Consider the following 23,975-nt stretch of genomic DNA (forward strand, 5'->3'; position numbering starts at 1 on the left):
CCGACCGCGTTTGACGGCTCGCCCCCATTCAATTCAATGTCCGTCGCCAAGAATGCCGCCGAGGATGATCACAAGCGTGATGAGACCCCAGGCCGCGTCAATCGTGATCTTGACAGCAGCCTTCGTCGGGACGGGGTGACCTTCGCGATATGCAATCACGATACACAGCATGATCAGCGAAAAGCCGAGCAGCAGGCTCGGGAATACGCCGGCCATGAACAGGGCGGGCCATCATCAGTTGCGCGAGGATATCGGGAAGCCGTCGGACACTCGGCGGCGTCTGGTTGGCAAAGTGGGACAAGCTCATATGCAAATTGAGCCTGTCACCAGCCGCGACCGCTACGCGATGTCCTGGATGCGCTTGATCATGTCCTGATACTTCGGACCATATTTGTCCCAGACCGGCTTGACTGCCTTCTGGAACGGCGCCTTGTCGGCGATGTCGATGATCTCGCAGCCGGCGGCCTTGGCTTTTTCTACGGCCTCGCGCTCATAGGCTTTCCATAGCTCCCGCTCTTCCATCTGAGCCTCGCGCGCAAACTTCCTGATCATCGCCTGGTCATCGTTCGAAAGGTTCGCCCAAGCCCGCTTCGAGAACACGAGCACTTCCGGAATGACAAGGTGCTGGGTCAATGAGTAGTATTTGGCAGCCGTATAGTGATTGCTGAATACGTAGCTCGGTGGGTTGTTCTCGGCTCCGTCGATCACGCCGGTCTGCAGCGCGCTGAACACCTGATCGTAACCCATCGCCACGCCGTTGCCGCCGAGCGCGTTCATCATGTCGATGAAGATCGGATTGCCGATCACGCGGATCTTGAGGCCTTTGACGTCCTCGACCGTCCTGATCGGCTTCTTGGTGTTGTAGATGCTGCGCGCGCCGGAGTTCATCCAGCACAGCGCCACGAGATTTGCGCTTGGATGAGCGCTGACGCGGTCGAGCAGATCCTGCCCGATCGGGCCGTCCATCATTTTTTCGGAATGCGCGATGCTCTTGAACAGGAACGGCATGTTGACGACGTTGACGTCGTCGACGATCGGACCGAGCGCGCCGGCGCTGACGCGCAACATCTGGATCGCTCCGATCTGGGTCTGTTCGATGGTTTCCTTCTCGGCGCCGAGCTGGGCGGAGGGATAGATCTGGATCGTCAGTCGGCCGTTGGTCGCGGCGGCGAGCTTCTTGCCAAGGCTTTCGGTCGCCGCGACCGTTGGATAGCCGGGCGGCTGTACATCCGATGCCTTGAATACGGACTTCGATTGCGCACGAGCAGTCGAGAACGGAGGCAGCGCCGTGGCGCCGGCAATCCCCGCAGTCAATCTGATGAAATCGCGTCGCTTCATGTCGTTTCTCCCACGGACTTCTGCCTGATCGTCGATCCCGCGGTCGGATGCTGCGGCTTCGTTGCTAGGTTGGTTGATCGAAGTAGTCCGGATTGAGCGTTTGAATGGCGGAGATGTCGTCGAGCAATCTTTCCAGGTGCCTTGCCATGGCTGCACGCGCTCCGTCCGGATTGCCTTGTTCGATTGCCGCCAGGATCGGCTCGTGCTCAGCGATCACTTCTGACATCCGTCCGATTTGAGGCAAAGTGAGGCGGCGATAGCGGTCAACGTGAACCTTCACTTGCAAGATGAGCTTCCATATCCCAGGATAGCCGGCAACTTCAGCGATCCCGGCATGAAACGACTCATCCGCCTGGTGAAAGGCCTCGCGATCCCTGGCAGCGCATGCCTCGCGCTGACGTTGCAGCGTCGCGTGCAGGGTCAAAAGTTGGCTCGTGGTTGCTTGCTCCGCCGCCATCCGTGCGGTGGTCTCTTCCAGGGACTTGCGGATGATGATCGTCTCCGGGAGCGACGCGACCGGGATACGAGCCACGAAAATTCCGGACTGAGGGAAGATCTCGACCAACCCTTCATCGGAAAGCTTCAGAATGGCTTCGCGAACCGGCGTCCTGCTGACACCATAGGCCGTTGCGATCTGCGCTTCGGAAATCGGCTCGCCCGGACGTCGCACCAGGGATACCAACTCAGCCCTGAGATCAGCGTAGATGCGCGACGCCGCCGTCGCACCACGCGGCCGACCGTTGCGGCGCATTCGCGCGACCACGGGCCGGGGCGCCGGGGCCAATTTCCTTGGAGCACGACCAGGCATAAGCGTATCCTCGGATGATATATTAATATATTAATGTGCGTTGGCAACAGATATTCCGAGTTTCCCGAAGACTGATCATGGTGCGCCGCAAAGTTCGTGTGTGAGGTCGCCTTAGGAGAGGATGGGCGTTCAAGAGTTGCACGTCATCCGATCTGCCTTGTGGCGTGGTTCCGACGAGCATTCCGGATCTGCAACGCGATCCTCCGCGAGTGCAGCGCGAATGCTCTCGGATGACCAGAGCTTTGATGTTAGCGTTACGGAATGAATCAGCAGACTCGTATCAAAGTTCGCCATTCCACCTGTCCGCACGATTGTCCGTCGGCGTGTGCGCTGGACGTCGAGGTCATCGATGACAAAGCGATCGGTCGGGTGCGCGGCTCGAAACGGCAGACCTACACGGCGGGTGTCGTCTGCGCCAAGGTGGCGCGATATGCGGAGCGCATTCATCACCCAGATCGCCTGATGCATCCGATGCGCCGCGTGGGCCCAAAGGGCTCGGGACAGTTCGAACGCATGTCCTGGGACGACGCGCTGGACACGATTGCCAAGCGATTTTTGCAGGCGGAGCGCGACTTCTCCGCTCAATCGGTCTGGCCCTACTACTACGCCGGGACGATGGGGCTCGTGATGCGGGACGGCATCAACCGCCTCACCCATGTGAAGAAGTACTCACGTTTCTATTCTACGATCTGCGCCAACGTTGCGCGGATTGGCTTTGCCATCGGCACCGGAAAGATCGCCGGCGTCGACCCGCGCGAGATGGCGCTCTCGGATCTGGTGGTGATCTGGGGAACCAATCCCGTGAACACCCAGGTCAATGTGATGACCCATGCCGCGCGTGCGCGAAAGGAAAGGGGTGCCAAGATCGCGGCGGTGGACATCTACGACAACGAGACGATGAAGCAGGCCGACGTCAAGATCATCCTGCGTCCCGGCACGGATGGCGCATTCGCCTGCGGCGTCATGCACGTGCTGTTTCGCGACGGCTATGCCGATCGGGCCTACATGGCAAAGTATACGGATTGTCCGGACCAGCTCGAGGCGCATCTGGAGGCGCGGACACCGGAATGGGCATCGCAGATCTGCGGAGTGCCGGTTGCCGAGATCGAGGCGTTCGCCCGGCTCGTCGGAGAGACCAAGCGAACCTTCTTCCGTCTCGGCTATGGTTTCACACGCAGCCGGAACGGTGCGACGCAGATGCACGCGGCCTCCTGCATTCCGGCCGTGACCGGCGCCTGGCAATACGAAGGAGGCGGAGCGTTCTTCAACAATGCCGCGCTTTGGCATTTCGACGAATCTATCATCGAGGGGCACGACGCGATCGACCACTCCACGCGGTTTCTCGATCAATCCAAGATCGGACGCATCCTGACGGGAGATCGGGAGGCTCTGTGCGGAGGCCCGCCCGTCAAGGCGATGTTGATCCAGAACACCAACCCGATGACGGTCGCGCCGGAGCAGGATCTCGTTCGCCAGGGGTTCGCACGCGAAGATCTGTTTGTTGCCGTCCATGAGCAGTTCATGACCGAGACGGCAAAAATGGCCGACATCGTGCTGCCGGCGACGATGTTCATGGAGCACGACGACCTCTATTACGGCGGTGGTCACCAGCACATCTCGGTTGGGCCGAAATTGATCGATCCTCCCGGCGAGTGCCGCTCGAACCATGAGGTGCTGCAAGGCTTGGCGCGCCGGTTGGGGGCAGTTCATCCCGGCTTCGAGATGACGCCGCGGGATCTGATCGACGCCACGCTGAGAAAGAGCGGCCACGGCGACATCGCCGGTCTCGAGGCGGATGTCTGGCGCGACCTGCAGCCGGATTTCCGCACCTCGCACTATCTCGACGGCTTTGCGCACAAGGACGGCAAATTCCATTTCAGGGCTGATTGGGCTCATCCTCCGTTCGGCCGCGTGATGGGCAATCCCGAGCGGATGCCGTCATTGCCGGACCACTGGGCTGTGACCGAGGAAACGGATGAGGAGCATCCGTTTCGGCTGGCGACCAGTCCGGCACGCTCGTTCCTCAATACGTCGTTCAACGAAACGCCCTCGTCACAGGACCGGGAGGGGGCGCCTTCGGTCATGATCCATCCGCTCGACGCGGCCGTGCTCGGGATCGAGGACGGAGATGCGGTCACGCTCGGCAACAAGCGGGGACAGACCTCGCTGAAGGCCCGGCTGTTCGAAGGGGTCCGGCGGGGCGTGCTGATCGCCGAATCGATCCATCCCAATGCCGCTCATATCGGTGGCCGCGGCATCAACTCCCTCACCGCTGCCGACACCGTTGCGCCGATCGGCGGCGCCGCCTTCCACGACAACAAGGTTTGGTTGCGCAAGGCGGCTGGTTAGGTTCCGCGCGGTCTTTTTCAGAAAACGCCTCAGTCGAAGACGGGTCGTGAGCTGTGTCGGTAATAAGATGCAGTTCACGAACTCGTGTTCGTGCGGCCGTTCTTGCATGCGATTTCATCTTGAGCGACGCTCAAAATACCGATATTGATTTGAGCGTTGCTCACAAAAGGAAACGCCATCATGCACACGCTCAGCTTTCACGGTTCGCAGTTCTTCGACGCCGATGTCAGCACGCCATGGAGGGCTTTGGTCCGTAAGGTGTCGCAATTCCTCACAGGCCCCGTGGAGCGCATCGCGAATGCGTGTGATGTCGCGGGTCTGCTCGCCGCCCGACGATCAAGACAGCCTGCCGGCCGGGGACTATTCCGGGCCGCCGGCCGGGAGGGACATCGGAGCCGTCGTGGCGGGATGTTCGGCTGCTTTCACTACCTCAGCGACCTGAGCTGACGTCGGTTCAAAACTCCTGCTCACGCACAAGGAAGCGGTCACCATGTCGTCACGTCATTTGACGCTCGTCCGACGGCGTTCGCGGTGGATAAGCTTTTTGCATACGACCTTCGCGATATCGTTCGTGCTGGTCGGCGGCGGCATCGTTGCGCTGCCGTTCGACTGGTCGCTGCGGGGTGGACTTGCAACGGCGCTCGTCGCGCTGGTGTGGTCGTCCCTCACCTTGGCCGACACCATTGCGCTGGTATCGCAAAATCCGCTGCGAGCGGCGGGACATGCAAACCAGTCCGGTCGTCGCGCTTGAGAGGGCTCTCGCGGCCGAACGCCTTCTATTTTCAGCACCAACTCGACAAATCACGATCCTAGCGGCAGAGCCGCCGCGACACACCAGGAAATGACCATGATCAAGCAGTTGATGTCGTCGCGCCGTTTTGCTCCGCTGTTTGGCGCTCAGTTCGCCTCCGCGCTGAACGACAACGTTCTGAAGAACGCGCTGGTCATCATGCTGCTCTACGGCGCTGCGGCCGCGCACGGTGATGCGCTGGTCACCATGGCCGGGGCTGTCTTCATCTTCCCGTTCTTCCTGCTCTCCGGGCTTGGCGGTGAGTTGGCCGACCGGTACGTCAAGGGCGTTGTCGCACGCAGACTGAAGTTCGCGGAAATCTTCGCGGCCGGGTTTGCGGCGCTCGGCTTCTTCATGCATTCGATCCCGCTGCTGTTCGTCGCGCTCGGCATGTTCGGCGTCATCGCTGCGCTGTTCGGCCCGGTCAAATATGCCATGCTGCCGGACCAGCTGACTGTCGGCGAACTCGCCACGGGCAATGCGCTCGTCGAGGGCGCGACCTTCATGGCCATCCTCATCGGCACGATCGCCGGTGGCCAACTCGTTTCCGGCTCCTCGCATATGGGATGGGTCGCTCTCGCGGTGATCGGGCTTGCGGTGATCTCCTGGGCTTCGGCGTCGCGCATTCCGCACACCGCGCCGTCAGCACCGGACCTGCGCATCACTGCCAACCCCTGGACCTCGACGTCGCACCTCCTCAAATCGCTCCACGCTGAGCCGCGGCTGTGGGACGGCATGGTGATCGTGTCGTGGTTCTGGCTGGTCGGCGCCGTCGTGCTGTCGTTGCTGCCGGCCCTGGTCAAGGATGTTGTCGGTGGGAGCGAAGGCGTCGTCACGCTGTGCCTTGCTGTGTTCGCGATCGGCATCGCCATCGGCTCGCTGTTTGCGGCGCATCTCAGCCATGTCAGACCGAATCTTGCCCTGGTGCCGATCGGCGCGATCGTCATGGGCGTGCTCGGCCTCGACCTGGCGTGGACGATCGCCACGACCGAGTCCGCGCAGGGCGTTGCGCCACTCGCCTTCGTCGGCACCTGGGCCGGTGCGCGCATGCTGATCGATTTCGCCCTGTTTGCCTTCGGCGGCGGGTTGTTCGTGGTTCCCGCATTTGCAGCCGTGCAGGCCTGGTCGGAGCCGACCGAGCGGGCTCGTGTCATCGCTGCCGGCAACGTGCTGCAGGCCGCCTTCATGGTGGTGGGCTCGCTCGGAGTGGCAGGCCTGCAGGCGGCCGGCGTTGCGATTGCGTGGATCTTCTTCGCACTGGCGCTGGCGAGCTTTGGCGCGGTGTGGTTCGTGCTCAACAAATGGGGCCGGGAAGGTGTGCGCGACTTCGGCGCGATGCTGTTCCGCGCGCTGTTCCGCACGGAGGTGCGCGGTCTGGAAAACCTGCCGACGGCCGGCACCCGCATGCTGATCGCGCCGAACCATGTCAGCCTGATCGACGGCCCGCTGCTGCACGCGGTGCTGCCCATCGATGCGACCTTCGCAGTCGACACCGGCATCTCCAAGGCCTGGTGGGCGAAGATCTTCCTCAAGCTGGTGCGTCACATCACGATCGACCCGACCAAGCCGCTCGGCGCCCGTGATCTCATCAAGCTGGTCGCCAGCCAGGAGCCGGTGGTGATCTTCCCCGAAGGGCGCATCACAGTGTCGGGTTCGCTGATGAAGGTCTATGACGGCACTGCGATGATCGCCGACAAGGCCGACGCCGTCGTGGTGCCCGTGCGCATCGAGGGCGCGCAGCGCTCGCATCTCAGCTATCTCAAGGACGGCCAGATCAAGCGTTCGTGGTTTCCCAAGGTCACCGTGACGATCCTGCCGCCGGTGAAGCTCGCCGTCGATGCGGTGCTGAAGGGCAAGACCCGCCGCAACGCCGCCGGTGCTGCACTTCAGGACGTCATGATCGAGGCGATGGTCAAGAACGCCATGCTTGACCGCACGCTGTTCGAGGCGCTGGCCCATGCCCATCGCGACCATGACACCGGCAAGGTCATGATCGAGGATCCGCTCGGCACCAGGCTGACCTATCGCAAGCTTCTGCTCGGCTCCCAGGTGTTGTCGCGCAAGCTCGAGCAGGGGACGATGGTCGGTGAGAATCTCGGAGTGCTGCTGCCGAACTCCGCCGGTGTCGCCGTCGTCTTCATGGCGCTGCAATCGATCGGCCGGGTGCCGGCGATGCTGAATTTCTCCGCCGGTCCGGTGAACGTGCTGGCGGCGATGAAGGCGGCACAGGTCACGACCGTCCTGACGTCGCGGGCTTTCATCGAGAAGGGCAAGCTCGACAAGCTGATCGCTGCGATCGAAGGGCAGGCTCGGTTGGTCTATCTCGAGGACGTCAAGGCGTCCGTCAGCCTTGCCGACAAGATCAAGGGCGTGCTCGACGGCACCAAGCCGCGCGTTGCGCGTAACGCCGACCATCCGGCCGTGATCTTGTTCACGTCCGGTTCGGAAGGCACGCCGAAGGGCGTTGTGCTGTCTCATCGCAACATTCTCGCGAATGCCGCGCAGGCGCTCGCCAGGGTCGACGCCAATGCTAACGATCTTGTGTTCAATGTTTTGCCGGTATTCCACTCCTTCGGCCTCACTGGCGGCATGATGATGCCCATGTTGGCGGGCATCCCGATCTACATGTACCCGTCGCCGCTGCACTATCGGATCGTGCCCGAACTGATCTACCAGACCGGCGCCACGATCCTGTTCGGCACCGACACGTTCCTGACCGGCTATGCGCGATCGGCCCATGCCTACGACTTCCGGACGCTGCGGCTGGTCATCGCCGGCGCCGAGCCGGTCAAGGATCGGACGCGTCAGATCTACATGGAGCGCTACGGTATCCGCGTGCTCGAAGGCTATGGCGTCACCGAGACCGCACCGGTGCTGGCGATGAACACGCCGATGGCCAACCGGGTCGGTACCGTCGGCCGCCTCTCGCCGCTGATGGAGTATCGGCTCGACAAGGTGCCGGGCATCGACGAGGGCGGCCGGCTCTCGGTCCGGGGTCCCAACGTCATGCTCGGTTACGTCAGGGCGGAAAATCCCGGCGTTCTCGAAGCGCTGCCGGACGGTTGGCATGACACCGGAGACATCGTCACCATCGACGCGCAGGGCTTCATCACGATCAAGGGGCGCGCCAAGCGCTTCGCCAAGATCGCCGGTGAGATGGTGTCGTTGACGGTGGTCGAGCAGATCGCCGCGGCACTGTGGCCGCAGGCGGCCTCGGTTGCCGTCTCGATTCCCGACCAGCGCAAGGGCGAGCGCATCGTGCTGATCACGACGCAGAAGGACGCCGAGCGCTCGGCAATGCAGCGCCAGGCCAAGGCGCAAGGCGCGCCGGAGCTTGCGGTGCCGGCCGTCGTGATGGTGGTCGACAAGATCCCGCTGCTCGGCTCCGGCAAGACCGACTATGTCGGCGCCAAGGCCCTTGCCGAGGATGCCGCCAAGACGACTGCTCCGGATCGCGATGCGGAGGAGCGCGAAGTCGCGTGATGGCATCGCTGCGCCGGCGTTCTCAACAGCATGGCCCCCGCAACGCGGGGGTCGTCCTGCTGCATGGCATCGCCGGCCGCTCGCTGATGCTGCGTCCGCTCGAAAGGCGGCTGCAGCGCGCGGGGTTTTCGACACTCAATCTGCACTACGAGAGCCGCAAGAAGCCGCTCGAGGATCTTGCGGAGGATATTCGCCCGGCGGTCGCCGACTTCGCAGCCGGTCTCGACGGCCCAATTCATTTTGTGACGCATTCGATGGGCGGGCTATTGGCGCGGGTCTACATGGCCCGGCATCGCCCGGCGCGGCTCGGTCGCGTCGTCATGATCGGCACCCCCAACGGCGGCAGCGAGATCGCCGACCGGCTGCAGAATGTCGGGCTCTATCGCGCCTATTTCGGGCCGGCAGGCCTGCAATTGGTGACGACCAAGAATCTCACGCTCGCGTCGCTGCCGCCGGCCGACTATGAGATCGGCGTGATTGCCGGCAGCCGTTTTCTCGATCCCATTTCCGGGCTGTTCCTGCTGCCGTCACCCAATGACGGGCGCGTTTCGGTCGAAAGCTGCAAGCTCGCCGAGATGGCGGATCATACCACGATCAAGGCCTCGCATATGGGCCTTCTGGTGCATCCGACGTCGTTCCGGCAGACGATCGCATTTCTGCGCCACGGCCAGTTCGAACCAGCGCGTCCTCCGCTGCTCCGCGGTGTGATCGCCGAGATCGGCCGCCGCGCGGCCGGTTGACGCAAGTTTTCCTTGCCCGCCGCGGCTATCCCGCCACAATCTCGCAACTCACAAAATCTGCAAGGGCGCGGCGATGACCGACAACAGCGTAATGATCGACAAGCGCGGGCAGGCGCTCTGGATCACCATCAACCGGCCTGAGAAGCGCAATGCCCTCAATGGCGACGTCATCGCGGGCATATCGCGCGGCTACCGGCAGGCTCAGGACGACCCGGAGGTGCGCGTGATCGTGCTGACCGGGGCGGGTGACAAGGCGTTCTGCGCTGGCGCCGATCTGCAGAACTCGGGTGCTGCCTTTGCGATGGATTTCTCGCGCCCCAATGTCGACTACGCCGATCTGCTCCGGCTGTCGCAGAATGCCACCAAGCCGGCGATTGCGCGGGTCGGCGGCGTCTGCATGGCCGGTGGCATGGGCCTGTTGTGCATGACCGACTTGGCGGTCGCCGCGGACCACGTTGTTTTCGGACTGCCAGAGGTCAAGGTCGGCGTGTTCCCGATGCAGGTGCTGAGCCTGCTGCAGAGCATCGCACCGCCGCGGCTCGTCAACGAATGGGCCCTCACCGGGGAGCCGTTCGACGCGAACGCCGCGCAGGCTGCCGGACTTCTCAACCACGTCGTTCCGGCAGCCGAACTCGACGCCAAGATCGATTGGCTGATCGGTCGCATCGTCGACAAGTCGCCCACCGCCATCCGCCGCGGCAAATACGCGATGCGCGCCATCGCCTCGATGTCGTTCGACGAGGCGATCGCCTATCTCGAAAGCCAGATCGCGCTGCTTGCGATGACTGAAGATGCCAAGGAAGGTCTGAAGGCGTTTGCCGAGAAGCGCAAGCCGGTTTGGCCGGGCAAGTAGCCGGATCAGGACTGCGGACGGAGCCGCATTGGCTGGCGCGAGCCGTACATCAGGCTGCGCCAGAGCCATTCGACCGGGCCGAACTGAAACAGCCGCAGCCAGCACCAGCTGGTCATCACCTGGACCACGTAGACGACAATGCCGATGCCGAGCGCGAGCGAGACGCTGAGGCGGCCGAACAGGCCGAGGCCGTAGCCGTAGAACACGAGGCTGAAGATCAGGGACTGCAGCAGGTAGTTGGTGAAGGCCATGCGTCCCATCGGGGCCGCCCAGCCGAGCAGGCGGGCGCCCCATGCGGTGCTCGCGGCAGCGAGGATCAGCGCGCCGTAGGCAATCGCCAGGCTGACCGTCGCAAGCGAGGGGCCGGCGTCGATCGCGATGGCGAGCGCGGCCAGCGTGGTCAGCAGCAACATGGCACGATGACGGGATGCATCGCGTAGAACGCCGGAGCGCCAGATCATGATGCCGGCGAGAAAAAGCCCGAGCGTGCGCGGAAAGATCCAGAGATGCAGCGGCGCGATGGCGCCGATCTCCGATAGTCGGAAGGCGAGGATCTGAGGGAGGCTGTCGCTGGCATAGATGCGATTGGCATCGGCCACATGCTGCGTCATCCAGGAAGAGCTCGGCAGCGGCAGCACGTTGACCAGCCAGCCGGTGAAGTACAGGCCGAGCAGCGCGAGGCTGGACGCGATCACGAGCCAATTCGGTGCAAACAGGAACGGCAGCACGATCAGTCCGGCCAGCGCATATTCGGTCAGGATGTCGCCGTTCCACAGCAGCGTCAGGTGCAGCAGGCCGATCGCGAGCAGGACGAGCAAGCGCCGAAGCAGCAGGGCGACACGGCGGTGCGCGGCGATCCGGTCGAACTGCATCGCCAGTCCGATGCCGAACAGCAGCGAGAACAGCGCGAATGCCTTCATGGAGACGGCCCGCTCCAGAAAGTCTTCGACGCCGCGATTGAAGGGCGAGTCGCCCATGACCGCGGCCCACAGCAGTCGGGTCGTGTCTGGGGACATAGACGCCGCGAACAACGTCGTTCCGGCGTTCTGCGTTCTCAGCGCCGGCAGAAACTGCCGGAAGATCGACACCCTGAATTCAAACACGACATTGATGGCCATGACGCCGGACAGGGCGAGGCCCCGCATGATGTCGAGGCTGATCAGACGGTCGGCGGCTGCGATGGAAACGTACGGCCCTTGGTGGCTGTCGATATCGGGAAGAGCAGTCAAATCCGACCTCGGCGTCACGATGTCTCAATGGCGCTGTCAATGGATGAAGGCCAACGGTAAACGTGGAGCAGGGGAGATGGCGTCAGTCAAGCCTTGGTTGTTGATGCAGCCGCCTTCGGGCAGTTAGTATCGAGGCATGACATCGCCTGGGACCTCTGCAGCCGACGGTCTTTCCATCCGGCCCATGCGGCCGGACGAGTTGTCGCTCGTCATAGACTGGGCCGCCGCGGAAGGCTGGAATCCCGGCCTATCCGATGCGGCATGTTTTTCGGTCGTCGACCCCGATGGTTTTCTTGTCGCCGAACGCAACGGCGAGCCGGTGGCGACCGTGTCGTGCCTGAACTATGATGACCACTTTGCCTTTCTCGGCTTCTACATCGTGCGACCGGACATGCGCGGGCGCGGCTACGGCCTGCGGCTCTGGGATGCGGCGATGGCGCATGCGGGAGCGCGGGTCGTCGGTCTCGACGGCGTGGTCGCGCAGCAGGATAATTATCGCAGGTCCGGCTTCAGCTACGCTTATGCCAACATCCGCTATGGCGGCCGCGCTGCGGCGCTGCCGGCCGCGGTCGGAGCCGATCTTGTCTCGCTTGCGGACGTGCCGACCTCTCACATCGAGGCATCGGACGCGACCGTGTTCGCGGCGCCGCGACGCGCGTTCCTGCAGGCCTGGATCAGTACGCCCCAGCATGTCGGCCGGGCCTTGCTCAGGGACGGTGAGCTGGTGGCTTGGGGCGTGATCCGTCCCTGTCGCGCCGGCTACAAGATCGGTCCTCTGGTGGCGGATCGCCGCGCCGATGCCGAGGCCGTTATCGCTGCGCTGTGCGGTGTGATCGGCGATGCCGAGATTTTCCTGGACGTGCCCGCGATCAATCCGGAGGCGGTGGCGCTCGCGGAAGATCTCGGCCTCAAGCCTGTATTCGAGACCGCACGCATGTACACCGGGCCGATCCCGCCGTTGCGGACCGAACGGGTGTTCGGCGTCACGACCTTCGAGCTCGGCTAGATCAGCGCCGAAGCGGCCGCGCAAAGCTCAATTCGTGGCCGTCGGGATCGGTGAGGTGGAAATAGCGCTCGCCCCATTCGGCGTCGCGCGGCATGGTCGAGGGTGAGAAGCCGGCATCCAGCGCCTTGGCGTAGACGGCATCGACATCTGCGACATGGAAGATGATGCGGCCCCACCAGCTCCATTGCTTGTCCGGGGGCATCGCGATCAGGTTGAGAAAGCTCTCGCCGACGCGGAAGGTCGTGAACGGCGACTCCGCGCCGCCATAGGGGATGTCGTCGAAGCCGAGCGCGCGATAGAAGGCGACCGCGCGCGCCATGTCGTGGGTGGCGATGGTGATCGCGCTGATGCTCTTGATCGTCATGGAGACGCTCCGGACCGCAATGGAAGCCGCGGAACAGAGAAGCGCACCTCGCCGGTGTCACGCAAGGGCCGGCACGCCGCCTAGCGCCACCGCCGCCGGCTCATCATTGCTCCCAGCGCAAAGAAGATTGCGGCCCCGAGCGCGACCGTTGCAGCGCGGGCGACATCGCCGGGCAGAAGCACGGCCTGCCGGGCGGCGCCCTGGCTGAACGAGCCGCGGGTGCGGTGCAGGCGCGTCACCGGCCGGTCGAGGTTGTCGGTGCGGTCGGGGACGAGCGGCACATCGGTCTGCTGCCCCGCGATCGCCTTGGCGGCCAGATAGCGGTCGAGCGCGGCGGGTGCGACGGCGTTGCCGAGGATCGTCAGCAGCGTCGGCCAACCGATCCAGTATTCGCGGAAGCCGCCGTCGGCGACGCGGTAGACCGCTTCCGCAATCACCTCCGGCTCGACCGGCCGGCCCATCGGCCGCGGCGTATGTGCGAGATGTGCGCGTGCCCAGTCGAATTGCGGCGTATTCACCGCCGGCAGGTCGACCATGCACAGCGTGATGCGCGAGCGCTCGTGCATCAGCTCGGCGCGGAGCGAGTCGGTGAAGCCGCGGATCGCGTGCTTGGCGCCGCAATAGGCCGCCTGCAGCGGGATGCCGCGATAGGCGAGCGCCGAGCCGATCTGGATGATGCGGCCTTTGCCGCGCTGGCGCATCGAGCGCAGCGCCGCCATCGTGCCGTGCACGAAGCCGAGATAGGTGACCTCGGTGACGCGGCGGAATTCGTCGGGCGTGATGTCGGCGACGGTCGAGAACACCGTCTCCATCGCATCGTTGATCCAGATGTCGACCGGACCCAGCCGCTGCTCGAGCCGCTCGGCGGCGTCGAACAGCGCCTGCGCGTCGGCGACATCGACGGCTTCATACTCGGCATGGGCAAAGCGCGCCTGCAGCTCGCGCTGCACGTCGCGCAGCGCCTCCTCGTCGCGGGCGATCAGGCCAATGCGGTCGCCGGCCTCCGCAAAGCGTTTCGCCATGGCGCGGCCGACGCCGGCCGAGGCGCCGGTGATGATGATGGTGCGGGCTGGTCTGCGAGGCATGTCCGGTTTCTCCACGCGCCCCGTCGTACAAACGTGCAGCCCGCGGCAATGTTTCGGCCGGGCCCAACCGCGCCGATGAAACCTTGGTAAGCTCTCTTAGGGGGAGATCAGCCGTGCTCCGCCGGTCAACGCCGGCAGAGGGATCCTGGTGATGCGGGCTCCTCGGTCCGCTCACCAAGGAAGCCGCAGAGTGTCGAGTGGTCGCTCGGGCTTCGCGGGCTCAGCCCGCATTGGCCTTGAGTCCGGCCGCCTCTATGCCGGCGATGGCGCAGATCTCGTCATTGTCGGAGGTATCGCCGGAGACGCCGACGGCGCCGAGCAAAGTGGTGCCGTCCATGATCAGCACGCCGCCGGGCACCGGAACCATGCGGCCCTGTGCCAGCGTATTCACGGCGTCGATGAAATAGGCCTGCTCCTGGGCGCGCTGGAACAACGCGCGGGACCCGAGGCCGAGCGCCAGCGCGCCGTAGGCCTTGCCGTGCGCGACCTCGGCCCGCATCAGGCTAGTGCCGTCCTGCGCGGCGGCCGCCTTCAAGCAGCCGCGGGCGTCGAGCACCATCACGGCGAGCGGTTTCAGCTTCTTTTCGACGCCCTTGGCCAGCGTGGCGTCGAGGATCTTACGGGCGGTGTCGAGCGTGAGGTCGGTCATGTTGGTGTCCTTTGTGATCTGGAATTGAAGGTTGGCTTTATCGGCCGTCACTGCGAGCGAAGCGAAGCAATCCAGGGGCCAAGCAAGAAACCCTGGAGTGCTTCGTCGCGGAGCCTGTCATCGGGCCGCGCTTTGCGCGGACCCGTTGGCTCCTCGCGATGACGAACATTGCGATCGCGTTCCGCGGCTGCCTACGCATGAACTACGCGCTCGGCTTCGCTCGCTCCAGGCTGATCGCCAGGAGCTGCGCAGCGTGAAGGGCGCCACGGTGGGCCCCGTCCCGGATCTGGTGACGGCAGGAGGTGCCGTCCGCGACGATGAAGGTGGCGCTGTCCGCCTTGCGCACGGCCGGCAGCAGCGAGGCTTCGGCCATTTGCATGGACACTTCGTAGGTCTCGGCGCCATAGCCGAAGGCGCCGGCCATGCCGCAGCAGGAGGACTCGATCGTTTCCACCTCCAGCTCCGGAATGAGACGCAGCACCTGTTCGACCGGCTTGAAGGCGGCGAAGGATTTCTGGTGGCAATGCCCATGCAGCAGCGCCTTGCCGGGGAGCGGGGCGAGCGGGAGCGCAAGCCGGCCGCTTTCCGCCTCGCGTGCCAAAAACTCCTCCAGCAGCAGCGCATGCGCGCTGATCGTCTTCGCCGTGGTGTCGTTGCGCAGCGACAGCAGCTCGTCGCGCAGCGTCAGCAAACAGCTCGGCTCCAGCCCAATGATCGGAACGCCACGTGAAGCGAATGGGGCGTAGGTCTCGACCAGACGCTGCAGCTCGGACTTGGCTTCGTCCACCAGACCCGCGGACAGGAACGTTCGGCCGCAGCAAAGCGCGCGGCCGCCATCGGCGGGTCGGGGCAGGTAGACGCGGTAGCCGCCGGCGATCAGGACGCGCAACGCGGCGTCGAGATTTTCGCGCTCGTAGACGCGGTTGAAGGTGTCGCCGAACAGCACGACCTCGCGGCCATCCTCGGGGCCGAACGCATCGGCATCAAGGCGGAAAGTGTCGCGTCGAAAAGCCGGCAGCTTGCGCTGGGCGCTGATGCCGGCGACGCGCTCCATCAGCGCCCGCAACGGCGCCACGTGATTGCGCAAGTTCACGAGAGGCGCCAAGCGGGCAGCAAGGTCGGCATAGCGCGGCAGATAGGCGACGAGCCGATCGCGCAGGGTGAGGCCGTGCGTTTGAGTTCGTGCCGCCAGCACCTCGATCTTCATCTTCGCCATGTCGACGCCGGTCGGACACTCGCGGCGGCAGGCCTTGCAGGAGACGCACAGCTTCAGCGTCTCCATCATCTCGTCGGATGAGAGGGCGCCGGGGCCCAACTGGCCTGATATCGCCAATCGCAACGTGTTGGCACGGCCGCGCGTGACATCCTTCTCGTCGCGGGTGGCGCGATAGGACGGGCACATCACGCCGCCGTCGAGCTTGCGGCAGGCGCCGTTGTTGTTGCACATCTCGACCGCGCCCTGGAAGCCGCCGGCGGCACCCGGATAGGCCGACCAGTCGAGCACTGTCTTGATGTCGTCAACGCGATAGTCCGGCGGATAGCGGAACAGCGATCGGTCGTCCATTTTGGGTGGATCGACGATACGCCCGTGGTTGAGGATGTTGTGCGGGTCGAAGCGCTGCTTCACTTCCCTGAAGTCGGCGACGATGCGGCTGCCGAACATCTGCTCGTGGAATTCCGAGCGCACGATGCCGTCGCCATGCTCGCCGGAATGCGAGCCCTTGTATTCGCGGACCATCGCGAAGGCCTCCTCGGCGATCGCACGCATCGCCTTGACGTCCTTCTCCAGCTTCAGGTTCAGCACCGGACGAACGTGCAGGCAGCCTTCGGAGGCATGCGCATACATCGTGCCGCGGGTGCCGTGTTTGGCGAAGACTTCATTGAGGCGCGCGGTGTAGTCGGCGAGGTGCGGCAGCGGCACGGCGCAGTCCTCGACGAAGGACACCGGCTTGCCGGCCTCCTTCATCGACATCATCACGTTGAGCCCGGCGGCGCGGAAGTCGGCGACGGCGGTCTGCAGCGCAGGCTCCGTGATCTCGACGACACCGCCCCATTTTCGTGGCTCGTTCGTCCACGCGAAGCCGAGATCGCCCATCAGCTCGGAGAGCTGCTTCAGCTTGGCGAGGTTCTCGTCTTTGGTCTCCTCGGCGAACTCCACCACCAGGATCGCGTCGGGATCGCCGCGCACGGCGGCAGCGATCACCGGCTGGAACATCGCGATGTCCCGGCCGAGCCCGATCATGGTGCGGTCGACGAGTTCGACCGCAATCGGCTTCAGCTTGACGAGGTGCTGGGCCGCGTCCATGGCTTGGTAGAAGCTGCCGAAATGGCAGACGCCGAGCACCTTGGTGCGGATCAGCGGCCACAGCTTCAGCTCGATGCGGGTCGAGAAGGCGAGGGTGCCTTCGGAGCCGACCAGCAGATGCGCCAGATTGCTGGCGGCATTGCGCGGCGTCAGCGCGTCGAGATTGTAGCCGCCGACGCGGCGCTGCACCTTGGGAAACTTGTCGGCGATCTCGGCGGCTTCGCGCTCCCCGAGTGCCAGCATGTCGCGAAACAAGGCGCGGGCATTGTCCGGTACGCTGACGTCATTCAGATCGCGCGGCACTTCGCCGAAATGCGCCAGCGTGCCGTCGGCGAGCGCGGCGTCGATCGCGATGGTGTTGTCTCGCATCGTGCCGTAGCGCAGCGAGCGGCCGCCGCAGGAATTGTTCCCGGCCATGCCGCCGATCGTCGCCCGCGAGGCGGTGGAGACATCGACCGGAAACCACAAGCCATGCTTCTTCAGCTGCCGGTTGAGGTCGTCCAGCACAATGCCGGGCTCGACCACGCAGGTGCGTGCCTCGACATCCAGCGAAACGATGCGGTTCAGGTGCTTGGAGAAGTCGACAACGATCCCCTCATTGACCGTCTGGCCGCATTGCGACGTGCCGCCGCCGCGGGGCGTGACAATGTGGCCGTCGTCGCGGGCGATGGCCAACGCGCGCAGCGCCTCGTCCATGGTGCGCGGCACGACCACGCCGGCAGGGATGACCTGGTAGAAGCTGGCGTCGGTGGCGTAGCGGCCGCGGTTGAAGGCGTCGAAAAAGACATCGCCCTTGATCTCCGCGCGGAGCTTCTGTTCGAGGCTGGACGGACCGGCTTTGGCGTTCGGCATGATAATCCCCGGGACGGCCCTGGTCGCGTCGCAGTTCCACGGGCCTCGACCCGATGTCAATCATTTAAGATATAGCGTCAACCGGATTGCATGCAATTTTGCCCGGCCGCCCTCGACCTTAGTCTACCCCCGTCGCCTTTGCGCCGGCGAATGTCGCGCCGCCCTGGGCTTCTGCGAAGTACGCGATCGCGGCCGCACCCTTGTTGCGGAGGTGCAGGAACAGGATGTCCGACAGCTCACTGCCGGCGCGCCGGCGCAGCGCATCCAGGATCTGCTCGTGCTCGCGCATGGCTTCGCTCCAGCGTTCGCGCTTGTGGGCCAAATTGGCCGAGAAGCGCACCCGGCGGATGCGTCCTGCGAGGCTCTCATAGCTCGCTTGAAGCGTCGCGTTGGCCGCGGCCTCGACGATCGCGCGATGGATGATCTGATTCACGCGGAAGTAGTTCTGCATGTCTTGCCGCATGTAGAATCCGTACATATCATGATGGAGCTGCTCGACTTTTTCGATTGCTTCATCTGAAATCTTCTCGCAGGCGAGGCGCCCGGCGAGCCCTTCGAGGCCGCCCATTAGATCGAACAGCTCGCAGATATCGGCTGCGCTCAAGGGGCGGACGCGGGCGCCGCGGTTGGGCAGCAGTTCGACGAGACCCTCGGCAGCCAGAACCTTGAGAGCCTCGCGCAAGGGGGTGCGTGAGACACCGAGCATTTCGCACAATTGCCGTTCGGACAGCCGGCCGCCATCGGCGACATGGCCCTCGACAATGTAGTCGCGCAACCGGGCGAGGATCTCGTCATGCAACGAGGTCTCGTCGCGCGCCGAGGGCGAGCGAACGTCAGGATCTGCCACGGAGGGGGGTCTCGATGTCGGGAATCGTGGAACTCATGTGGTGTGATTGTAGCGGGTGATACGGATTGGGTCGACCTTATATATGAATGCGATTATCTGCTTGTATGGAAAAATTTTGCATGCAATCATTGGTGTCATAGTGCCTCCTACCCGGATTTCTGGCCGTGACCCGCCATCAAGGTCGACATTTTCTGCACATTCCGGGTCCCAGTCCGGTTCCCGAACGCGTGCTGCGGGCGATGGACATGCCGGTGATCGATCACCGCAGCGCCGAATTCGCCGAACTCGGCAAGGCCGTGCTCAGCGGCTCGCAGACGATCTTCAAGACGACCAGCCCGGTGATCATCTACCCGTCCTCCGGGACGGGTGCGTGGGAGGCTGCGATCGTCAACACGCTGTCGCCGGGCGACGAGGTGCTGATGGTCGAGACTGGCCACTTTGCCACGCTGTGGCGGCAGATGGCGGCACGGTGGGGCATCGAGGTTGATCTCATCCCCGGCGACTGGCGTCGGGGCGTCGATCCCGCTTCGATCGAGGAGAAGCTCACGGCCGATACGGCGCATCAGCTGAAAGCCGTGATGGTCGTGCACAACGAGACCTCGACCGGCGCGACCAGCCGGATCGCGGAGATCCGCGCCGCCATGGATCGCGCCAGGCATCCGGCGCTGCTGATGGTCGACACGATTTCGGGACTGGCGTCGGCCGACTTCCGCTTCGACGAGTGGAAGGTCGACGTCGCCGTGTCCTGCTCGCAGAAGGGCCTCATGCTGCCGCCGGGGCTTGGCTTCAATGCCATCTCGGACAAGGCTCGTGCGGTCGCCAAGACCAACAAGGTGCCGCGTTCGTTCTGGGATTGGGAGGACATGCTGAAGCTGAATGCGAACGGCTTCTTCCCGTACACACCGGCGACGAACCTGCTTTACGGCCTGCGTGAAGCAATTGCGATGCTGCTCGAGGAGGGCCTCGACCAGGTGTTCGCCCGCCACCGGAAGCTTGCGGCGGCGACCCGTGCCGCAGTCGAGCATTGGGGCCTGGAAGTGCTGTGTCAGGAGGCGAAGGATTACTCGCCCGTTCTGACTGCTGTACTGATGCCGCCCGGGCACGATGCCGATGCGTTCCGCCAGGTCGTGTTGGACAATTACAACATGTCGCTCGGCTCGGGCCTCTCAAAGGTTGCGGGCAAGGTGTTCCGCATCGGCCATCTCGGCGAGTGCAACGCGCTGACGCTGATGGCGGCGCTGAGTGGTGTCGAGATGGGGCTGCGCGCCGCCGGCGTGCCGCATCGGGCTGGCGGTGTGGATGCAGCGATGGCAGTTCTGGAGCAACCCTTGCCCGGCAATGCGCCGCTGCATCTGGCCTGGTGAATTGAGGCCGCTCGGGTGCAGCTGCTCCGGCGATCCGATCATGCCGCACTGCACAGAAGTGGGAGTTTTGTGTGCATCTGAGAGATGTCGGCCCGAAGCGATCGGAGCTCGCGTCTTCTGTGTTGACGCCAGCGGTCTGGCGGGAGAAAAGCGCGGCGAGCGCGTGGGATGCCACGTCCGCGCACCAACCAAGTGACCGGGGATGGACGCCAATGACTGTGCACACAGGACGGCATTTTCTTCAAATTCCGGGGCCGACCAACGTGCCCGACCGCGTGCTTCGCGCGATGGACATGCCGACGCTGGATCATCGCGGTCCGGAGTTCGCCGAGCTCGGCTTCGCCGTGCTGGCGGCGTCGCAGCGGATCTTCCGCACGAAGCAGCCGGTGATCATCTATCCGTCGTCCGGCACCGGCGCGTGGGAAGCCGCCATCGTCAACACGCTCGTGCCCGGCGACAAGGTGCTGATGGCCGAGACCGGTCAGTTCGCGGTGCTGTGGAAGGGCATCGCCGACAAGTTCAAGCTCGATGTCGACTTCGTCGCAGGCGACTGGCGTCACGGCGCCGACATCGCCGCGATCGAGCAGCGGCTGGTCGACGACAAGGCGCACAAGATCAAGGCCGTCTGCGTCGTGCACAACGAGACCTCGACCGGCTGCCTCACGCCGCCGCTCGAAGTGCGCAAGGCGCTCGACCGCGCCGGCCATCCGGCGCTCTTGATGGTCGACACCATCTCCGGCCTCGGATCGATGGAGTATGAGCACGACGCCTGGGGCATCGACGTCTCCGTGGCCGGCTCGCAGAAGGGCCTGATGCTGCCGCCGGGCCTCGGCTTCAACGCCGTCTCGGAGAAGGCGCTCGCCGTCGCCAAGGCCAATCCCGGCATGCGCTCCTACTGGGACTGGCAGGAGATCATCACCTTCAACAAGCTCGGCACCTTCCCGTACACGCCGGCCTGCAATCACCTGATGGGCCTCAACGAGGCGCTGAAGATGCTGGAGGAGGAGGGCCACGAGAACGTGTTCGCGCGCCACCGCCGCCACAGCCTCGCGACGCGCGCCGCCGTCAAGGCGTGGGGCCTGGATACGCAGTGTCAGGATTCCCAGGCGCACTCGCCAGCGCTGACCGGCGTCGTCATGCCCGAGGGCCATGATGCCGATCAGTTCCGCAAGACGGTGCTGGAGAATTTCGACATGTCGCTCGGTACCGGCCTGAACAAGATCAAGGGCAGGGTGTTCCGCATCGGCCATATCGGTCATTTCAACGACCTGATGCTGATGGGCACGCTGTCCGGCGTCGAGATGGGCCTTGCGCTCGCAGGCGTGCCGCATCGCGCCGGTGGCGTGCTCGCGGCGATGGACGTCCTCAAGGCGCGCGAGGCGGCGCCGATTCCGAAGGTGGCCTGATGACCGCACCTGTGACCGGCTCCGACGATCTGATCTATGCCGTCGACGACGGCATCGCCAAGATCACCTTCAACCGGCCACAGGCGCGCAACGCGATGACCTTCGCGATGTACGACCAGATGGCCTCGATCTGCGAGGCTATCAACGCCGACCGGTCGATCAAGGCGCTGATCCTGACCGGTGCGGGCGACAAGGCCTTCGCCTCCGGCACCGACATCTCCCAGTTTCGTGCCTTCAAGACCGCGCAGGACGCGCTCGACTACGAGGCGCGCATCGACCGCGTGCTCGGCACGCTGGAAATGTGCCGCGTGCCGGTGATCGCAGCCATCGCGGGCGCCTGCACCGGCGGCGGCGCCGGCATCGCCGCCTGCTGCGACATCCGCATCGGCACCGAAACCACCCGCATGGGCTTTCCGATCGCCCGCACCCTCGGCAACTGCCTGTCGATGTCCAACATCTCGCGGGTGGTGTCGCTGATCGGACCGGCGCGCACCAAGGATCTCATCTTCAAGGCGCGGCTGGTCGAGGCGCCGGAGGCGCTCGCGCTCGGGCTGCTCAACGAGATCGTGCCCGACGTCGACACCCTGCAGGCGCGCGCGCTCGAGACGGCGAAGCTCGTCGCCTCGCATGCGCCGATCACGCTCGAGGTGACGAAGGAGGCGGTGCGCCGGATCCGCCGTACGCTGTCGCGCGACGAGGGCGAGGACCTGATCCTGCGCGCCTATATGAGCGAGGATTTCCGCGAGGGGATGGACGCGTTCCTGAACAAGCGGGCGCCGAACTGGAAGGGCAAGTAGTCCGATGCCGCTCTTGCGACCTTATGTCGACGCCAGGAGGCCGCATCTCGCTTGTGTTCTTGAAGTGACCACACTAAGCGGGCAGTATTCTGGTAGGATACAAGCAGGCGCTTGGAACGGGGAAGAAAACACGTGCGCAACCTGATCAAGATCGCGGCCACCACGGTGGCCCTTTTCGCAGCCGCGCCGGCCCTTGCCGGCTGGGAGCCGACCAAGCCGGTCGAGATCGTCGTCGCCGCCGGCGCCGGTGGTGCGTCCGATCAGATGGCGCGGATGATGCAGGCCGCGATCCAGAAGAACAATCTGTTGAAGCAGCCGGTTGTCGTCTCGCTGAAGGGCGGTGCATCGGGCGCCGAGGCGCTGATGTACATGAAGTCGAGCGATGGCGACCCGAACAAGGTCCTGATCGCCTATTCGCTGATCTACATGCTGCCGTTGTCGGCCAAGCTGCCGTTCGACTGGAAAGAACTGTCGCCGATCGCTGTGATCGCGCTCGATCAGTTCGTGCTGTGGGACAACGTCAACGGTCCGAAGACCGTGAAGGAGTTCATCGAGGCCGCCAAGGCGTCGAGTTCGCCGTTCAAGATGGGTGGCACTGGCTCGAAGCGCGAGGACCACGTGCTCACGGTGTTCATGGAGAAGAAGACCGGCGCCAAGTTCTCCTATCTGCCCTACAAGTCGGGCGGCGAGGCCGCGACCCAGCTGGTCGGCGGCCACACCGAATCCAACGTCAACAATCCGTCCGAGAATCTCGAGGTGTGGCGCGCCGGCCAGGTCCGTCCGCTCTGCGTGTTCGACAAGGAGCGCATCTCCTACACCGCCAAGGTGACGGAGACGCAGTCCTGGAACGACATCCCGACCTGCAAGGAGCAGGGGCTCGACGTGCAGTATCTGATGCTGCGCGGCATGTTCCTGCCGGGCAAGGTGACCCAGGAGCAGCAGGAGTTCTATGTCGACCTGTTCAGCAAACTGGTGCAGACGGCTGAATACAAGGACTACATGGAGAAGCAGGCGCTGAAGCCGATCTTCCTCACCGGCAAGGACATGCTGCAGTTCCTCGAAGAGGACGGCTTGCTCAACAAGCAGCTGATGACGGAAGCCGGCTTCGTCGCCAAGTAGGCCGGGCGAGGCGAGGGAATTAGGGAAGGTCGATGTCCAACGCTGAGCTCGAGATCGCCGTCGACGATCCGACCGCGCCGGAGGAGAATTCTCCGGCGGTCACCTCCAGCCGGGCCGTCGACGTCGCGGCATCGCTGCTGCTGCTTGCGCTGGCCGTCGTGCTCGCCTGGGACAATTGGCGGACCGGCGCGTCCTGGGATTCGACCGGTCCGGAGCCTGGCTACTTCCCGTTCTATCTCTCGGTGATCCTCGGCGGCGCCAGCCTCTACGGCATCGGCGCGGCGTATCTGTCGCGCAAGGAGGCAGTCGAGACCTTTGTGACGCGGGCGCAACTGCGCCGCGTCATGGCGGTGTTCGTGCCGACGCTGCTGTTCTGCATCGCCATGCAGTTTCTCGGCATCTATGTCGCGAGCTTCCTGCTGATCGCCGGCTTCATGCGCATCGTCGGCAAGATCGCGATCTGGAAATCGCTGCTCACGGCGTTCCTGTTCAGCGCAGTGATGTTCGTGACCTTCGATATCGTGTTCGACGTGCTCATGCCCAAGGGACCGCTCGAAGCGGCGTTCGGGTACTGACCAATCCTCTCACCAA

General features: G+C 64.3%; 19 protein-coding genes and 1 pseudogene. 11 read left to right on the forward strand and 9 right to left on the reverse strand.

From position 1 onward, the window contains the following. Window positions 1-33 precede the first annotated feature (33 nt). From ACQR1I_RS08745 to ACQR1I_RS08755, 3 genes are all read right to left on the reverse strand, one after another. Entirely contained in the window at window positions 34-216 is a 183-nt protein-coding gene (locus ACQR1I_RS08745) for a hypothetical protein (protein ID WP_434870364.1), read from the reverse strand. A 123-nt stretch (window positions 217-339) separates the two neighbouring features. Beyond that, window positions 340-1,338 carry a TRAP transporter substrate-binding protein DctP gene (gene dctP, locus ACQR1I_RS08750; protein ID WP_434870363.1) on the reverse strand — a complete coding sequence of 333 codons (999 nt, stop codon included), beginning with the start codon at window positions 1,336-1,338 and terminating at the stop codon, window positions 340-342. Window positions 1,339-1,402: 64 nt separating this feature from the next. After that, window positions 1,403-2,089 (reverse strand): GntR family transcriptional regulator, encoded by a 687-nt coding sequence (locus ACQR1I_RS08755; protein ID WP_434870362.1) that lies wholly within the window; start codon window positions 2,087-2,089, stop codon window positions 1,403-1,405. A 318-nt stretch (window positions 2,090-2,407) separates the two neighbouring features. On the opposite strand from ACQR1I_RS08755, the gene ACQR1I_RS08760 reads away from it, so the two are divergent. The 5 genes from ACQR1I_RS08760 to ACQR1I_RS08780 all read left to right on the forward strand — a co-directional run bounded on the left by ACQR1I_RS08760 (window position 2,408) and on the right by ACQR1I_RS08780 (window position 10,361). Continuing rightward, the gene (locus ACQR1I_RS08760) at window positions 2,408-4,495 is read left to right on the forward strand and encodes a molybdopterin oxidoreductase family protein (protein WP_434870361.1); all 2,088 of its coding nucleotides are present in this window, start codon (window positions 2,408-2,410) and stop codon (window positions 4,493-4,495) included. A gap of 544 nt (window positions 4,496-5,039) precedes the next feature. Beyond that, window positions 5,040-5,246, forward strand: a complete 207-nt coding sequence (locus tag ACQR1I_RS08765) for a hypothetical protein (protein WP_434870360.1) — start codon at window positions 5,040-5,042, stop codon at window positions 5,244-5,246. A gap of 96 nt (window positions 5,247-5,342) precedes the next feature. Further along, complete coding sequence (locus ACQR1I_RS08770) at window positions 5,343-8,768, forward strand: acyl-[ACP]--phospholipid O-acyltransferase (RefSeq protein ID WP_434870359.1); 3,426 nt, start codon at window positions 5,343-5,345, stop codon at window positions 8,766-8,768. Continuing rightward, window positions 8,768-9,508, forward strand: coding sequence for an esterase/lipase family protein (locus ACQR1I_RS08775; protein WP_434870358.1), 741 nt, complete (start codon window positions 8,768-8,770; stop codon window positions 9,506-9,508). The genes ACQR1I_RS08770 and ACQR1I_RS08775 overlap by 1 nt, the downstream gene beginning before the upstream one ends. Before the next feature lie 73 nt (window positions 9,509-9,581). Continuing rightward, window positions 9,582-10,361 (forward strand): enoyl-CoA hydratase/isomerase family protein, encoded by a 780-nt coding sequence (locus ACQR1I_RS08780; RefSeq protein ID WP_434870357.1) that lies wholly within the window; start codon window positions 9,582-9,584, stop codon window positions 10,359-10,361. Between the two features lie 5 nt (window positions 10,362-10,366). On the opposite strand, the gene ACQR1I_RS08785 is transcribed toward ACQR1I_RS08780, so the two are convergent. Beyond that, window positions 10,367-11,590: a DUF418 domain-containing protein gene (locus ACQR1I_RS08785; protein WP_434870356.1), complete on the reverse strand. Its 1,224-nt coding sequence runs from the start codon at window positions 11,588-11,590 to the stop codon at window positions 10,367-10,369. Between the two features lie 136 nt (window positions 11,591-11,726). Here ACQR1I_RS08785 and ACQR1I_RS08790 point away from each other — a divergent pair, with 136 nt between their 5' ends. After that, window positions 11,727-12,596: a GNAT family N-acetyltransferase gene (locus tag ACQR1I_RS08790; RefSeq protein ID WP_434870355.1), complete on the forward strand. Its 870-nt coding sequence runs from the start codon at window positions 11,727-11,729 to the stop codon at window positions 12,594-12,596. Between the two features lies 1 nt (window position 12,597). Here ACQR1I_RS08790 and ACQR1I_RS08795 read toward each other — a convergent pair whose 3' ends face one another. The 5 genes and pseudogenes from ACQR1I_RS08795 to ACQR1I_RS08815 form a co-directional block, all read right to left on the reverse strand. Next, window positions 12,598-12,960, reverse strand: a complete 363-nt coding sequence (locus ACQR1I_RS08795; RefSeq protein WP_434870354.1) for a VOC family protein — start codon at window positions 12,958-12,960, stop codon at window positions 12,598-12,600. A gap of 80 nt (window positions 12,961-13,040) precedes the next feature. Further along, window positions 13,041-14,045, reverse strand: coding sequence for an SDR family oxidoreductase (locus ACQR1I_RS08800; protein WP_434870353.1), 1,005 nt, complete (start codon window positions 14,043-14,045; stop codon window positions 13,041-13,043). A 220-nt stretch (window positions 14,046-14,265) separates the two neighbouring features. Then, window positions 14,266-14,694, reverse strand: coding sequence for a GlcG/HbpS family heme-binding protein (locus ACQR1I_RS08805; protein WP_434870352.1), 429 nt, complete (start codon window positions 14,692-14,694; stop codon window positions 14,266-14,268). A gap of 202 nt (window positions 14,695-14,896) precedes the next feature. Next, complete coding sequence (locus ACQR1I_RS08810) at window positions 14,897-17,851, reverse strand: FAD-binding and (Fe-S)-binding domain-containing protein (RefSeq protein ID WP_434870351.1); 2,955 nt, start codon at window positions 17,849-17,851, stop codon at window positions 14,897-14,899. A 118-nt stretch (window positions 17,852-17,969) separates the two neighbouring features. Then, window positions 17,970-18,735: pseudogene (locus tag ACQR1I_RS08815) on the reverse strand (GntR family transcriptional regulator). A gap of 127 nt (window positions 18,736-18,862) precedes the next feature. On the opposite strand from ACQR1I_RS08815, the gene ACQR1I_RS08820 reads away from it, so the two are divergent. The 5 genes from ACQR1I_RS08820 (at window position 18,863) to ACQR1I_RS08840 (ending at window position 23,959) form a co-directional block, all read left to right on the forward strand. Continuing rightward, window positions 18,863-20,062 carry a pyridoxal-phosphate-dependent aminotransferase family protein gene (locus tag ACQR1I_RS08820; protein WP_434870350.1) on the forward strand — a complete coding sequence of 400 codons (1,200 nt, stop codon included), beginning with the start codon at window positions 18,863-18,865 and terminating at the stop codon, window positions 20,060-20,062. A gap of 212 nt (window positions 20,063-20,274) precedes the next feature. After that, complete coding sequence (locus ACQR1I_RS08825; RefSeq protein ID WP_434870349.1) at window positions 20,275-21,468, forward strand: pyridoxal-phosphate-dependent aminotransferase family protein; 1,194 nt, start codon at window positions 20,275-20,277, stop codon at window positions 21,466-21,468. Next, the gene (locus ACQR1I_RS08830) at window positions 21,468-22,265 is read left to right on the forward strand and encodes an enoyl-CoA hydratase/isomerase family protein (RefSeq protein ID WP_434870348.1); all 798 of its coding nucleotides are present in this window, start codon (window positions 21,468-21,470) and stop codon (window positions 22,263-22,265) included. The genes ACQR1I_RS08825 and ACQR1I_RS08830 overlap by 1 nt, the downstream gene beginning before the upstream one ends. A 132-nt stretch (window positions 22,266-22,397) precedes the next feature. Next, the gene (locus tag ACQR1I_RS08835; RefSeq protein WP_434870347.1) at window positions 22,398-23,384 is read left to right on the forward strand and encodes a tripartite tricarboxylate transporter substrate binding protein; all 987 of its coding nucleotides are present in this window, start codon (window positions 22,398-22,400) and stop codon (window positions 23,382-23,384) included. A gap of 32 nt (window positions 23,385-23,416) precedes the next feature. After that, a complete protein-coding gene (locus ACQR1I_RS08840) occupies window positions 23,417-23,959 on the forward strand; it encodes a tripartite tricarboxylate transporter TctB family protein (protein ID WP_434870346.1) in 543 nt (180 codons plus the stop codon). The last annotated feature ends 16 nt before the right edge of the window (window positions 23,960-23,975 follow it).

It is taken from the genome of Bradyrhizobium sp. HKCCYLS2038 (assembly GCF_051167655.1).
Taxonomy (GTDB): Bacteria; Pseudomonadota; Alphaproteobacteria; order Rhizobiales; family Xanthobacteraceae; genus Bradyrhizobium.

Bases quoted from the DNA above. Each gene is read 5' to 3' on its own strand.
- ACQR1I_RS08795 (WP_434870354.1), bottom strand. From the start codon at position 12,960: ATGACGATCAAGAGCATCAGCGCGATCACCATCGCCACCCACGACATG.
- ACQR1I_RS08790 (WP_434870355.1), top strand. From the start codon at position 11,727: ATGACATCGCCTGGGACCTCTGCAGCCGACGGTCTTTCCATCCGGCCC.
- ACQR1I_RS08745 (WP_434870364.1), bottom strand. From the start codon at position 216: ATGGCCGGCGTATTCCCGAGCCTGCTGCTCGGCTTTTCGCTGATCATG.
- ACQR1I_RS08830 (WP_434870348.1), top strand. From the start codon at position 21,468: ATGACCGCACCTGTGACCGGCTCCGACGATCTGATCTATGCCGTCGAC.
- ACQR1I_RS08800 (WP_434870353.1), bottom strand. From the start codon at position 14,045: ATGCCTCGCAGACCAGCCCGCACCATCATCATCACCGGCGCCTCGGCC.
- ACQR1I_RS08780 (WP_434870357.1), top strand. From the start codon at position 9,582: ATGACCGACAACAGCGTAATGATCGACAAGCGCGGGCAGGCGCTCTGG.
- ACQR1I_RS08775 (WP_434870358.1), top strand. From the start codon at position 8,768: ATGGCATCGCTGCGCCGGCGTTCTCAACAGCATGGCCCCCGCAACGCG.
- ACQR1I_RS08825 (WP_434870349.1), top strand. From the start codon at position 20,275: ATGACTGTGCACACAGGACGGCATTTTCTTCAAATTCCGGGGCCGACC.
- ACQR1I_RS08760 (WP_434870361.1), top strand. From the start codon at position 2,408: ATGAATCAGCAGACTCGTATCAAAGTTCGCCATTCCACCTGTCCGCAC.
- ACQR1I_RS08770 (WP_434870359.1), top strand. From the start codon at position 5,343: ATGATCAAGCAGTTGATGTCGTCGCGCCGTTTTGCTCCGCTGTTTGGC.
- ACQR1I_RS08840 (WP_434870346.1), top strand. From the start codon at position 23,417: ATGTCCAACGCTGAGCTCGAGATCGCCGTCGACGATCCGACCGCGCCG.
- ACQR1I_RS08805 (WP_434870352.1), bottom strand. From the start codon at position 14,694: ATGACCGACCTCACGCTCGACACCGCCCGTAAGATCCTCGACGCCACG.
- ACQR1I_RS08755 (WP_434870362.1), bottom strand. From the start codon at position 2,089: ATGCGCCGCAACGGTCGGCCGCGTGGTGCGACGGCGGCGTCGCGCATC.
- dctP (WP_434870363.1), bottom strand. From the start codon at position 1,338: ATGAAGCGACGCGATTTCATCAGATTGACTGCGGGGATTGCCGGCGCC.
- ACQR1I_RS08810 (WP_434870351.1), bottom strand. From the start codon at position 17,851: ATGCCGAACGCCAAAGCCGGTCCGTCCAGCCTCGAACAGAAGCTCCGC.